11 protein-coding genes are annotated in these 12,651 nt (G+C 57.6%); 4 read left to right on the top strand and 7 right to left on the bottom strand.

Annotation, left to right across the window (positions count from 1 at the left end; translation table 11 throughout):
- The first annotated feature begins 196 nt into the window (after positions 1–196).
- From HY298_17745 to HY298_17735, 3 genes are all read left to right on the top strand, one after another.
- On the top strand, positions 197–889 hold the full coding sequence (locus HY298_17745; GenBank protein MBI3852105.1) for a hypothetical protein: 693 nt from the start codon (positions 197–199) through the stop codon (positions 887–889).
- Positions 890–1,004: 115 nt separating this feature from the next.
- Entirely contained in the window at positions 1,005–1,301 is a 297-nt protein-coding gene (locus HY298_17740; protein ID MBI3852104.1) for a DUF3892 domain-containing protein, read from the top strand.
- Positions 1,302–1,514: 213 nt separating this feature from the next.
- Positions 1,515–1,784, top strand: a complete 270-nt coding sequence (locus tag HY298_17735; protein MBI3852103.1) for a DUF3892 domain-containing protein — start codon at positions 1,515–1,517, stop codon at positions 1,782–1,784.
- 132 nt (positions 1,785–1,916) lie between these two features.
- On the opposite strand, the gene HY298_17730 is transcribed toward HY298_17735, so the two are convergent.
- Together HY298_17730 and HY298_17725 are read right to left on the bottom strand one after the other, a co-directional pair.
- Positions 1,917–2,345, bottom strand: coding sequence for a putative toxin-antitoxin system toxin component, PIN family (locus HY298_17730; GenBank protein MBI3852102.1), 429 nt, complete (start codon positions 2,343–2,345; stop codon positions 1,917–1,919).
- On the bottom strand, positions 2,329–2,580 hold the full coding sequence (locus HY298_17725; GenBank protein MBI3852101.1) for a hypothetical protein: 252 nt from the start codon (positions 2,578–2,580) through the stop codon (positions 2,329–2,331). The genes HY298_17730 and HY298_17725 overlap by 17 nt, the downstream gene beginning before the upstream one ends.
- Positions 2,581–2,775: 195 nt before the next feature.
- Between HY298_17725 and HY298_17720 the strand changes: the two genes are divergently transcribed.
- Positions 2,776–3,945, top strand: coding sequence for an SMP-30/gluconolactonase/LRE family protein (locus HY298_17720; GenBank protein MBI3852100.1), 1,170 nt, complete (start codon positions 2,776–2,778; stop codon positions 3,943–3,945).
- A 170-nt stretch (positions 3,946–4,115) separates the two neighbouring features.
- On the opposite strand, the gene HY298_17715 is transcribed toward HY298_17720, so the two are convergent.
- From HY298_17715 to HY298_17695, 5 genes are all read right to left on the bottom strand, one after another.
- The gene (locus tag HY298_17715; GenBank protein MBI3852099.1) at positions 4,116–5,558 is read right to left on the bottom strand and encodes a DUF1501 domain-containing protein; all 1,443 of its coding nucleotides are present in this window, start codon (positions 5,556–5,558) and stop codon (positions 4,116–4,118) included.
- Positions 5,559–5,703: 145 nt separating this feature from the next.
- Positions 5,704–7,983, bottom strand: a complete 2,280-nt coding sequence (locus HY298_17710) for a DUF1553 domain-containing protein (protein ID MBI3852098.1) — start codon at positions 7,981–7,983, stop codon at positions 5,704–5,706.
- 882 nt (positions 7,984–8,865) lie between these two features.
- On the bottom strand, positions 8,866–10,017 hold the full coding sequence (locus HY298_17705) for a Gfo/Idh/MocA family oxidoreductase (GenBank protein ID MBI3852097.1): 1,152 nt from the start codon (positions 10,015–10,017) through the stop codon (positions 8,866–8,868).
- 1 nt (position 10,018) lies between these two features.
- Entirely contained in the window at positions 10,019–11,317 is a 1,299-nt protein-coding gene (locus tag HY298_17700; GenBank protein MBI3852096.1) for a hypothetical protein, read from the bottom strand.
- Positions 11,314–12,648 (bottom strand): neutral/alkaline non-lysosomal ceramidase N-terminal domain-containing protein, encoded by a 1,335-nt coding sequence (locus HY298_17695; protein MBI3852095.1) that lies wholly within the window; start codon positions 12,646–12,648, stop codon positions 11,314–11,316. Before HY298_17695 ends, HY298_17700 begins: the two co-directional genes overlap by 4 nt.
- Between the last annotated feature and the right edge of the window lie 3 nt (positions 12,649–12,651).

Below are 12,651 nucleotides of genomic sequence, written 5' to 3'. Positions count from 1 at the left end.
TTTCCAGACCGACTACATTCTTCTGTTCCATAGGTGTCCTGAGGGTTGTGCCGCCATCGTGTGATGGCAGCAGGTTTTTTTGTCCCCCTCAGGATGCCTTTTTTCCACCCCCCGCCGTCCACAACTTTTGGAAATTTCTCATCCGTATTACTTGGGAAAGCTGTATCCAACAAAAACCAAAATAAAACAGAAACCTATGTTAAAACTACCGTGGTATCCGCAAGACGAGCCGGGGCAAGTGGTCTGGCTGACGAACTATCGGGGCAAAATTCCCACTCACGGGCCAACGTGTGGCTTGGACGGTGGCGAACTGGCCGATATGGACGTTGACCTCGAACTCTACACTTGGGTCCTCCAGACCTGGCATCCCGCCATCAAGCAGGACCTTCAGGAGGCCACTGCCTTCAAACGCATCGTCGGCAACGGAACCGGCACGGACCCTGTCACCCTGCCCGACGCGAGCAGCTTCTCCCCGCCCGGCATGCGCCCGCCCGGAGTGCTTAACCGCCTCCTCAATCAAATTGCGCGCATGAAAAAGAACGCCGGTTACACCGAGGCCATCGGGCAAGACCTGAGAATCATCGCCGAAGAGGACACCAGTGAACATCCCGTGCCCGAATTCAAACCCGTGGTCGCGCAAGGTGACACCTGCCAATGCATCCACATCACCTTCACCAAGTTCGGGCATCAAGGCGTGTACCTGGAGAGCCGCCGCAACAACGGCGCGTGGGAATTCCTGGGTATCGACACCGAGACGCCCTACGATGACGAGCGCCCCTTGCTCGTGGCCAACACGGCCGAGACGCGCGAATACCGCGTGCGCTTCTGGGACAAAGGCGCGCCCAATGGCGATTGGAGTCCAGTGCAAAAAGTCACTGTCGGGGCATAAGCCAACTCGCCCGCTGCGCCCGCCGGCCAAGGCGGCGGGCGCAAACGCCGCGCATGGGCGGGCATCGGAGTGGCGCACCCTAACGACAATAGAGAATGTGAAACAAGCTGGCAACCTGGCAAGGCGAGTCGAAGTTAACTGCATTAACAGAACCGACAGGCATGACCCGCATGAGCGCATCAGAGCCATCGGTGGCGGTTTTCCCGGACACCACTGGACGCATCCGTACGAAGTGGCCATCCGCTGGATCGAGGACGGCACGTTCGAATACTACATCGAAAAAGGTGGGGATGCGGTTTATCTGATTGTGGCGGTCAGCCCGCAAGGTCACAAATACCTCAAGATGCCAGACGACGGAGAAGAACCGAACCACCTCTTGCGCCTGCCAGATCGCCCAAGATCGCGTCCGTAGGAACAGCATGCTAATCCGCTACGACCGCCAACGTTACAAAGAAAACTCATAACGGCATTCGGAAACGTAGGTCACTTTTTTCTCGATAGCTTGGACGGTTTTTGTCCTACCGCTTGGGATACGATTACGCCCAAACAGTGGGTGTGATTCCACGCACACCAAAACAAACAGAAACGAGACGAGGTGGAACTCGCCTCAAACCAAAGGTGAAGTATGGCAGAAAAAGTTACATGCATTGTTAAGGGAGAAGCGCATCTCCATTCTGACTGTCGGTGCATCACTGAAATCAAGACAGATGGCTGGAGGAGATACACACGGCTGGACGCCTACAATAAAGTGAAGGAATCGCCAGGTTCAATTGTCGTGGAAGGGGGCGGACGTACTATAGACGTAATCCCAGCCGAAAGAGAGGGAACGAAATATGTACGCACTCGTTCCGACGACACTACCGCCGATAATTTGTTGAGTGTCCAAGAGTGTTAGGAACACGTGGTCCGCATGCGGCCTTTGGAAACGGAGGCCGCTTTTTTTGAGCAAAAAACTCGACACAATCCAGTCAGGGGAGTATTCAGCAGATATTGGGAAAGAGGAAATATGAGCAAGAAAAAGCATGACTTAGTCGGCAGGAATCCCCAGCTTTTCGAGCGCCTGCCGCACTGTGAGAATCGGGATGCCCGAGAACGCTTTGAGCGCCAGCAAATCCTTGTCGCCGGTGATGATGACGTCCACGTCCGCAGACACCGCGCACGCCAGCACCGGAACATCATCCGCGTCGCGGAGCGAAGCCGGCAAGGGAATGGGCGGAGCGTGAACCACTCTGGCGGCAGCTTGCACTTGCGCCAGGACGATTTTCGGGGTCAACCCTTTGAGCGCGAGTCGGGCGGCGAATTTTCGCCGCTGCAAAACTTCACGCAGTTCGGCCAGCAGGGCTTCGCTCAAGAAGATTTCGAGGCGTCCTACCGCAAGCGCGCTGAAGAGGCGTCCGGGTTGGTCGCCCCAAAGCAGGCCGGAGACGAACAGGTTGTTGTCAACGACTGCTCTCACGCTGGTGGCGCTCTGCCCTCACGGCGTCAATTTCGGCCTGAATTTCCTCGGTCGTCATGGGCTCTCCCGGGATGGAGTGCAGTTCTTTGAGCATCTGACCCAGGTTCTTCCGGGCGCGATCGCGGCGGAGTTCTTCGTTGAGCAATTCCCCCAGCCGCTCAGATTCAAGCAAACCCCTCGCTCGCGCTTCGTTCACCAGCGCTTCCGGCAAATCCAGTTTGATCGTGATGCTCATGACACTTCAATGACCGGTGGAACTCAACACCGGCTGCCGGAAGAAGTCAAATCGTCACAAGACGCGTGATGACAAATGCACAGCAGATCGGTGACGATCGACGTTTGACCGCCGTTTTCAACACACTCTAATCGAGACGTTTGCAATTTTCGTGAAATTGACATAGCGCTCTCTGGTCTGCCATGTTTTGAAGAAATGACAATAACCCAACAGCCATTGAGAGGGCCGGCATTGAGGGCGAGCCTATTCTCTCACATCAACGTTCCGCTGCTGATTGGCTGTCTGACTATCAGTTTGTGTTTACCGTTAGTCGTTCAAGCCCAAACCGCCAAAGCTTCCAACTGGCAGATCACCACCTTTGCCGGCACGGGCGAAAAAGGATTTTCCGGCGACAACGGCCCGGCAACGCAAGTGCAGTTGAACAATCCGTTCGGTGTCGTCCGCGGACCGGATGGCGCGATTTACTTTTGCGATACAGCCAATCACAGTATCCGCAAGGTTGATGCGCATGGAAACATTTCCACTGTCGCCGGCAGCGGGCGGGCCGGTTATTCAGGTGACGGCGGTCCCGCTCTCCAAGCCGAGTTGAACGAACCCTACGAAGTTCGTTTCGACAAGGCCGGCAATATGTTCTTCGTAGAGATGTCGAACAACCTCGTCCGTCGGGTCGATGCCCGAACGCGGATCATTTCCACTGTGGCGGGCAATGGCAAGGAAGGCTTTTCCGGCGACGGCGGCCCGGCGACCAGTGCGACACTCAAGCAGCCCCACAGCATTCAGTTCGCTCCCAACGGCGATCTCTACATTTGCGACATCGGCAATCATCGCATCCGCAAAGTGTACATGAAGACGGGAATCATCACGACTTTCGCGGGTAACGGCGAACATGCGTCCACGCCGGACGGCGCGCGCATTGAAGGAACGCCGTTGAACGGCCCGCGCGCGATTGATTTCGACCGGGCTGGCAATCTGTGGCTGGCGTTGCGCGAAGGCAATCAGGTCCTCAAACTCGATCTCAAGACCGGCACGATCCATCACGTGGCTGGCACCGGCAAGAAAGGGTTCACCGGTAACGGCGGTCCGGCGAAAGATGCGACGCTTTCCGGGCCAAAAGGAATCGCCGTCGCGCCGAACGGTAACATCTACCTGGCCGACACCGAGAGCCACAGTATCCGCATGATTGATTTGAGAAAAGGAACGCTTGAACTCGTCGCCGGCACCGGCGAGTTGGGCGACGGGCCGGATGGCGATCCGCTGAAATGCCGGATGACACGACCGCACGGAATTTTCATCGATAAGGATGGTTCGATTTTTGTTGGCGACACGGAAGCGCATCGGGTGCGCGTGATTCGAACAAGCCGATAAAGAGCTTCGCACGTTCGTAAGAAGAAATGAATTATTGCGAACCCACCCCGGCCCCTCCAAGGAGGGGAACAACACAAACGTGCCGCCTGATTCTGCTCCCCTCCTTGGAGGGGTTGGGGGTGGGTTTGAACGTTTGGTGATTTGCGTCTCGTTTTGGCAGGCGTTGCTGATCACGCCAGCACTTCCTTGATCACTTCGCCGTCGTTGATGGTGGGGCGTTCGTCGCGGCCGTTGTGCAGGTAGGTGAGCTTCTCGTGGTTCATGCCGAGCAAGTGCAGGATCGTCGCGTGGATGTCATGAACGTGGGCACGGTTTTCGACAGCGCGCAGTCCGATCTCATCAGTCGAACCCACCACCGTGCCGCCTTTGACACCACCGCCGGCCATCCAGATCGTGAACCCCCAGGGATTGTGATCGCGCCCTTTGCCGTTTTCGTTGAACGGCGTGCGGCCAAATTCACCACCCCAGACGACGAGCGTGCTGTCGAGCAGTCCGCGCGATTTCAAATCGGTCAACAGCCCGGCAATCGGTTTGTCCGAGGATTTGCAAAGGCCGGAGTGATTCGTCTCGACATCGGCATGAGCATCCCAACCGCTGTTGCTGCCGCTGTAAAGTTGAATGAAGCGCACACCGCGCTCAACGAGCCGCCGCGACTGCAAACACAGCTTGCCAAACTTGGCCATCTTGTCGTCGTCGAGACCGTAGAGAGCGCGCGTCGCTTCTGATTCCTGCGCCAGATCCACAGCTTCCGGCGCGGCGGATTGCATCCGGTAAGCCTGTTCATAGGAATTGAGCCGGGCGGCGAGTTCGCCGTCATCGGCTTTGTCGGCGGCGAAATGTTTGTTCAAGCCGGCCAGCAGATCGAGTTTGCTGCGCTGCTGTTTATCGCTGATCGTTTTGGGCGGCGTGAGATGAAAGATCGGCGTGCCGTCGGTGCGAAACTGTGTGCCTTGGAAACTGGCCGGCAAAAATCCTGCGCTCCAGTTCTTCGGACCGCCGACAGGTTCGGCACCGTCCGCCATGACGACGAACGTGGGCAGTTTATCATTGGCCGTGCCGAGACCGTAAGTCGTCCACGCGCCGAGCGCGGGCCGGCCCGCGAGAATGTCGCCGGTGTTCATCTGACAAACCGAGCCGACGTGATTCAGCCCGTCCGCCCAGCACGAGCGGATGACCGCCATCTCGTCAACGTGTTGCGCGATGTTTGGCAACCAATCCGAAACCCAGATGCCGCTTTGACCGTACTGCTTGAATGTGCGTTTCGTGGGCATCAAGGTGTTGTCCGACGTGCCCATTGCGGTGATGACGCGGCCAAAAGACTCCGGCATTTTCTGGCCCGCCAGTTTTTCAAGCGCCGGCTTTGGATCAAACAAATCGAGATGGCTCGGTCCGCCCTCGAGGAACAACCAGATGACTGATTTGGCTTTTGGCGTGTGATGTGGTGGCCTCGGCGCGAGCGGATTCAGCGGGTCGATGGTGATGTTCCCAGCGCGAGCGAGAATGCCATCCAGTCCCAACAAATAACCGAAGGCCAGTCCGCCAAAACCGCAACCGGCGCGTCGCAAAAAGTCACGGCGCGAAGTTGCGGGCAAAATGTGGGGTTGATTTTGCATCTGCGCCAGTTGTCAAAAGTGATTTCCAATTAGAACGACGCTCCCCTCACCCCGTCCCTCTCCCCATCGGATGGGGAGAGGGTGGCCGAAGGCCGGGTGAGGGGACGTATATTTCCGCCTCCGGGAATCTTTCGTGACAACCACTTCAATTTTCATAAACAAACTCATTCGCATTGACCAACGTGTGGCAGAAATCCACCAGCACGGCGGCCTCAGCCTTGTCCGCCTTTTCCGGCAACTTCGGCGGCAAGGCCAATGGTTCGCCGGCATCCATTCGTTCTTTGACGATGTTCTGCTGGCGTGCGAAAAATTGTTTCGCTGTTTTCTTTTCTTCTTTATCAGGGTGGCGCGACAAAGCGAGTCGAAACGCGGTGTCGATTTGCGCGTCGAGGTCGTTGCCGGCGGCTTGCAGAACGCGTGCGGCGAAGCCTTCCGCCCATTTGAGTGTGAGTTCGCTGTTGAGCATCGTGAGCGCCTGAACCGGCGTGGTGGTGACGTTGCGCCGGGCGCAACTCTCGTGCGTGTCCGGCATGTCAAAGGTTTCGAACATCGGGTAGCGCGTGTTGCGACGCACGAGAATGTAAACGCTGCGGCGATTGCGCTCCCCTTCGTCGGTGCTCACCTTCCAACCGCCGCGAACGCTCAGGCCCGGCGGCAGTTCGGGCAGCACACTCGGACCGCCCAGCTTGGGATTCAACAGACCGGCGACGGCAAGTGCGCAATCGCGAATGACTTCGCCTTCGAGCCTTTGCCGGGGAAAACGCCAGAGCAGTTTGTTGTCGGGATCGATCCTGGCCGCGGCCACGTCGTAGCGGGAAGATAGCTGGTAGGTGCTGGAGGTCAGGATGAGGCGGTGAAGCTTCTTCATGCTCCAGCCGTTGCGGACAAATTCGCCCGCCAGCCAGTCGAGCAGTTGGGGATGGGTCGGGCGTTCACCCTTGAAACCGAAATCGCTCGGCGTGCCGACGATGCCGCGACCGAAATGATACTGCCAAAGCCGATTGACCATCACGCGCGCCGTGAGCGGATTCTCTGGATCAGTTAGAATGTTGGCCAATGCCGTGCGCCGGCCGCTGGACGCCATCCCAGGCGGTGAAACAATTTTCGCTGGCAAAGGATTCAGGATTGTCAGAAAGCCGGGTTCAACTTCATCGCGCGGCGCATCGTAAGCCCCGCTGCGCAGGATGAACGTCTTCGGCGCTTCGCGGCCAATATCAGTCATGGCCGAAGTGAGGGGCAATTCGCCGGGATGAAGCTCCTTGAACTGGTCAAGCTCGACCTTGAGTTCGTTCCAGCGTTTGCGGTTGTCGCCTTTGATTTTGTCGATGACGTGCGCGGTTGCGCCGACGAACTCGCGGGAATCGGGGTCGAGATACTGCTTTGCTTTCCAGGCCATCTGCCGCTCGAACGGATTGCGCTCAGTCTCCGGCTTGTTGAGGATGGCGCGAATTTCCGTCGGATATTTGTCGTAGTATTCCTTCACCAGCTTTTCACGATGCGGCGCTTCAAGCGCGTCCATTTCCTCGCGGATGGCGCGCGTCTTTTCTTTCCACAGCGCCAGCTTTTCGTTGTAACGCCGGAGGTCTTCGGATGAGACAAGTGGAGTTTTGTCCGCCGCGGCGGTGTTGGCGAAGAATGCCTGCAGTCGGTAATAGTCGGCTTGAAGAATCGGATCATACTTGTGGTTGTGACAACGGGCGCAGGCGTAAGTCAGTCCGGTGAACACGGCGCCCACGGTATCGGTGATGTCGTTCAAAATCTCCTGCCGACGCTGCGTCAGGATACGGGCATTGCTCTCGTCGGGATAATGGCGGTTGAAGGCAGTCGCGGTGCGGGCGTCGGGATCATCGGGCCAAAGTTCGTCGCCGGCAATTTGTTCCTTGATGAAGCGGTCGTACGGTTTGTCGTTGTTGAATGACTTGATGACGTAATCGCGGTAGCGCCAGATGTCGGGACGTACGGCGTCTTCCTTGAAGCCGTCGCTTTCGGCATAGCGCGCCAGATCAAGCCAGTGCCGCGCCCAGCGCTCGCCGTATTGCGGCGAGTCGAGCAGATGGTCCACAATGTGCGCAAAGGATTCGGCAGATTTGTCACGGAGGAATGCATCCGCCTCCTCCGGCGTCGGCGGCAAGCCGGTCAAATCGAGCGTGGCGCGACGCAACAAGGTGATTTTGTCCGCCGGCGGCGCGGGTTGAAGTCCTTTCGCTTCCAGTTCAGAAAGCACAAAGGCATCGATGGGATTGCGGACCCAGGGACTGTTCTTCACTTTGGGCGGCGCCGGGCGGCCAACCTTTTGAAACGCCCAGTGCTGGCGGTCAGCCGGCTTGAATGGGTCTTTTGCCGGCCCGGCGTCTGCCACCAGTGGCGAAAACACGCTGCCGCTCACCAGCAAAGTCGGAAGAAGAACCAGGGCGCGTTGTAACATAGCCGTCTTCGCAAACAAACCCGGCGCCATTCCACCTGAGCCGGATTGAACTCAATGTGGCAAAAAGAACCGTCCAAGTAAAACGCATTTTTGCTTTTCCTGAGCTGCAGTTGCACTTACGGATTCTTGTCGCTGTCTCTAGCTGGGTCGCCAGTCTACATTCAATGCGGAAGTCTGGCGTTCCAGGATTTGCCAGACGATTTGCCACAAGTCGTCATTTAGTGGCAAATCATTGCTTTTGCCTGCACGCGCCTGCGCTGGAGAGAGAAAAGCCAGAGGCGAATAAACCCCTTTTTTTATAGGCAATCCAGCGTGTTTTGGGCTATTGAAGCTGGAGCCAATGGTCGGGATTGTTCCCTTCCCTGACTCACGCGTTTCCGACGCAACTTCTTCAACGACACTCGTTCCTCAACAAAGCGAGTCTAGCAACGGTTTTTTGAAGCTTCAATCACTATTTCAATTTAGTCTCCGTCACTACCCTTCCACCATTCCTCCACTATCCTTCCAGAACCATTTTACTGGAGCTTTTACTGGAGGTGGAGCCCTACACGAATTCTAACGAATCGAATCACGGAGCGAGGTTAACTTACCCCGATTCAGTGACTGGAGGCGGACTTGATGTGCATTTACTTATTCGCAAAATTAAATTCAAAATCAACTGGCGATTGAGGGCCAATGCGCTGATTGACAGGCAACTCCTTGGACAGCCCGAAGCTCTGCCAACGGGCTGTCCTACATGTCGCAGACCCTCCGCCGTGGTATCGCCAAAACCATCAACGCCTGGCCAAACAGAAATTGTTCAGCGGACCAAGTTCCATCTGGGCAGTTTTTTAAGCGGCATGCCAAGAAACGATAAGCTTTGCATCGTGATCGTTTGCCGGTTCACTTCACTGTCACAGTAGCCATCTTGTGCTGTGAAACCAGCGCGGCGGTGAACAGGCGATGGCTCAAGTCCGTTTCGTGGGGCGTCACACAACCTGCAAATTTCGCTGGCGGCTTGCCGTGAACCAACTCCCAGAGAAACGCCGCCCACATTTGCAGGATGGAATCCGTGAACCCGAATTGGAAGATGCCGCCGGTGACGGTCTTGAATGCCGCCTCGTGCCCGGTCTGGATCTGACTCCACGCTTGCTCGCCACCATCGTACCTCAGTATCTCGAGAATGTCGGCGTTGACGCTCGACCAGCGAGCGGAGATCTTTGTTCCCAGAATCTCCGTGTACCAATTGTTCTTTTGGCCCGGCGCGATGCGCTGAGTTTTTATGGTCCACGGGAATGGCTTACCCGTGACAGGGTCAGTCGTCTCGCATAGGAGTGTGGCGTTATCCCACGTGCTACAGGGCACCCGTCCGCCCTTGCCGTCCGGGCGTTCCTTGACGATGTCGCTCAGAATGGCGCGCACGTTTCGGGGAATCCAGCCCGCGCGGAACGGCACGTGGCAGGCGTGCATGCCGAGGTCGCCCATGACTCCGTACTCCCCATTGAATTCCACCATTCGCTTCCAGTTGATGGGCTTGTTGGGATCAAGATCGCTGGAATGAAGCAGGCCGGTGTTGACCTCAATAATGCGCCCGAAGGCGTGTTGCTCGATCAAGCCGCCGATGCGCTGTACCGCGGGGAAGAATACCGATTCCGATGAGCAACGCACAAACACTTGCGGATGCCTGCGCGCGCAGCCAAGGATCACATCGCAAGCCTCCTCGTCGATGCCGAAGGGCTTCTCGCCCATCAGATGTTTGCCGGCTTCGATTGCCGCGCAGTAAACCTCTCGATGGAGATGGTGTGGCAAAGCGACATACACCGCTTCCACATCCGGGTTGTCCAACAACGCGCGGTAGTCATCTGTCATCTGGGTGATGGTGGGGAAGTTCTGCTTGAACCAGGTGTACGAAGCCGGATTCCGGCTGCAGATCGCCACAAGATCCGGGCGCACGTCCATGTCCACGAGATGGCACCACCGGGCCGCGGCACTCGCGAACTCGCGTCCCATCAACCCGCAACCAATGATACCGAAGCGCACGATTTTGGTTTCCATATCACCTCTGAATATCCGAAAGAGTTTTCAACGCCATCCGACCGGCTCCCACAACTGGGCGTCCTTCGGTTACCTTCAACCGGACGCCAAGCGTTTCTGACAGAATGCGAATCCAAAGCGGGTTTTCGCTCCCACCTCCAGCCACAAAAACCTGCGTCCGGTCCAGACGCACCCCCAGTTGCTGAATCAACTCCGACATGCGGTGCGTCAGACTTTCCAGCACCGACCGGGCGAAGTCAGTGGACGTATGATCGAGGCCGATGTTGCGCCAGATTCCCCGGCTCTCATGGCAATTCGGCTCAAACTTCAAGCCCCGACAATCGGGCGGTGATTGGGCGGCCAGATTGAAAAACTTTTTGTCGGTCTCGCATCCGGCCAGAATCGCCTTCGCCCAGTTGATGATGCTCCCGCCGCAACTATCGGCTGCCATCCGATAAAATCTTCCATCGGGAAATGGCCCCCGGATCAAAGCGGGATGCGGGCGTGGCATTGTATCCAAGTAGGCGTAGGCTGCTTGAGCGGTACCCAAGGTCACCAGCAAGCCGTGGTCTTCGTCCAGTCTGGCCGCATAGGCGCCCGCAGTTTGATCGTTGCCAGCCAAGACCACCGGAATTCCTTTTGGCAGACCGAATTCCAACGCTCCTGCGTTTGTGTGACTCGCAATTCGTCCGAGGGGGCGAAGCTCTGGCAGTTGTCGGCTCCGCAAACCGCAGACGCGCAGGGCGGCGGGCCACCACGTCCGCAACGCCAGTGAATACATTCCGCTCATGGCAACCAGATTCTCATCAATGGCCGCAATGCCACACCATTGGTGAACGAAGAACGTGGGAAGGCACACAACGACGTTGTCTGGGGTAACGAAACCCGGTCTAGTCTCCCGCAGGTGTTTGAGTTGGCAGATCAAGAGAGGCGGCATCAAGGAGCCGAAACTGCAATGCTCGCCGAAGTTGTGCATCGACTTCGTTTGTTTCAGCCTCTCGCAACTGCGCACCGCCCGGTTGTCCTGCCACGAGATGAACGGCATCCGAGGGCGGCCCTGCTTGTCGATCAATGTGAATGTTTGAGCCTGACTTGTGACGGCCACCGCCCGCAGCTTCGAGGCACGAATCCCGACTGAGGCGACCGCCTCGCGAATTGCCTTCCGTACCGCCGAGGTGGCTTCCTCCACCGCCAGTTCCACCTTCCCGCCAGATGCGAACTGGTGACGGACCTCGTGGGAAAAAAAGCCACGGACCCGCAGCTCCTTATCCAGGACCGCTGCCTTGAATGAGGTTGAACCAAGATCGATCGACAGGATCACGCCGACCCTCCTTCCGGGTTGTAAAGCATCAATTCTGAAATGCCAGTCAGCGCGGTGTTTACCATCGTCAGACCGGATTCCGGTTCGAAAAGACTGCTTGCCGCTTCGTAGCCGCCCGCAGCGGCCGCTTCCGGCGTGACGATGTAACCCTGCAATTCGCCATTGGCGTATGTAACCACGTAGCTCTTCGCCGAAGCGCGTTGTTTTAAGAGCAATGCGTATTCCGCAAAAAACTCGCCGGGAAATCCAATCACGCACGACCCGCCTATCCGCAACACTTGCACCTCAAAGGGGACAAGCCTGGCGAGCATCCGGTCAACCTCTCCACTTTGCCGTGCCCGCGCAAGGTTAAGCAAGGCTTCCGCGCCGAACACCGCCACTTCAGCGGTCCGCACTCGTGCCCGCTCTGTGCCGCCTGCTCTTAAGCGCTCGTACTCGGTCCGATATGTGGCGAGCACTTGCTCCGCTTCTGAGACTGATGGCAGCTTGCGATGCGTCAACTCCACCGGTTTGAGCCAACCTGACAGCGCAACCTCACTGGAGAATTTCAAATCTCGTAAACTTGCGAGTGCCGCGGTCCCCAGTTTGCGGCCAAGACGTTCTGCCTCAGCGAAGGTCTGGCCTTTGACGTAATAGCGCGGACTTTGGTCGCCCGCCGGCCCGGTGTGGTGGAGCACCACCAACTCCTGACCAATGGCTTCCTGCAAGTGTCGCCTCGCAAAATAGGGGAAATCGCCGGAGACGAGCGTTGAATCTTCATGCAGCACCGTCGGATGCATGCCGTAGATGAGTGCCACGGCCAGTAATTTGTCCCCAGCACGTACCGCCAGTACGCCGACTTCAGGATCGGTCGGCCCGTCAGGCGAATGACGATTGCCGCCGACACCGCGTGCGTCGGCCTTCGTCCATGCCAGTTCGGCGGGTTGCGCCTGTTCCTTCGCGGCGACCGCGGACTCGACAATGCGTTCTTCGACGAACGCCAAGTATGAAGGGTCGGGCGCCGGCATTGCGATATCGCCGCTGAATGGCAGGTAACGCAAGGTGACGGGTGCTGAGTGGGTGTGCGTGCAACTGATCAGCACGCCCGACTCGGGAATGCCAACCGCCTCCGCAACGGATCGTCGAATGCGCCGCGCAACGTCGGAGTTGAGCATGAGGATATCCAGCGCGCACAGCAGCACGGTCGACGAACCATTGCCCAGGAACAACGCCGATGCCTGCAACGGATCGTGGATGCCAGTCGAAATGCGACGCACGTGTGGGTAGCCGCAAAGTTGCGTCGGTTTGGTCGGGCTGATGTCGCGCGTGGCGGCGCCGGCGTGCAAGCTCATCGC

The organism is Verrucomicrobiota bacterium, assembly GCA_016200005.1.
In the GTDB taxonomy this organism is placed as follows: domain Bacteria; phylum Verrucomicrobiota; class Verrucomicrobiia; order Limisphaerales; family PALSA-1396; genus PALSA-1396.
Note: the sequence above shows the minus strand (reverse complement) of the source record. Positions and strands in the feature narration are given on the sequence as shown.

Excerpts from the sequence above, each read along its gene's own strand:
- HY298_17745 (MBI3852105.1), top strand. The coding sequence starts at position 197 with ATGTTAAAACTACCGTGGTATCCGCAAGACGAGCCGGGGCAAGTGGTC.
- HY298_17735 (MBI3852103.1), top strand. The coding sequence starts at position 1,515 with ATGGCAGAAAAAGTTACATGCATTGTTAAGGGAGAAGCGCATCTCCAT.
- HY298_17725 (MBI3852101.1), bottom strand. The coding sequence starts at position 2,580 with ATGAGCATCACGATCAAACTGGATTTGCCGGAAGCGCTGGTGAACGAA.
- HY298_17720 (MBI3852100.1), top strand. The coding sequence starts at position 2,776 with ATGACAATAACCCAACAGCCATTGAGAGGGCCGGCATTGAGGGCGAGC.
- HY298_17715 (MBI3852099.1), bottom strand. The coding sequence starts at position 5,558 with ATGCAAAATCAACCCCACATTTTGCCCGCAACTTCGCGCCGTGACTTT.
- HY298_17710 (MBI3852098.1), bottom strand. The coding sequence starts at position 7,983 with ATGTTACAACGCGCCCTGGTTCTTCTTCCGACTTTGCTGGTGAGCGGC.
- HY298_17705 (MBI3852097.1), bottom strand. The coding sequence starts at position 10,017 with ATGGAAACCAAAATCGTGCGCTTCGGTATCATTGGTTGCGGGTTGATG.
- HY298_17695 (MBI3852095.1), bottom strand. The coding sequence starts at position 12,648 with ATGAGCTTGCACGCCGGCGCCGCCACGCGCGACATCAGCCCGACCAAA.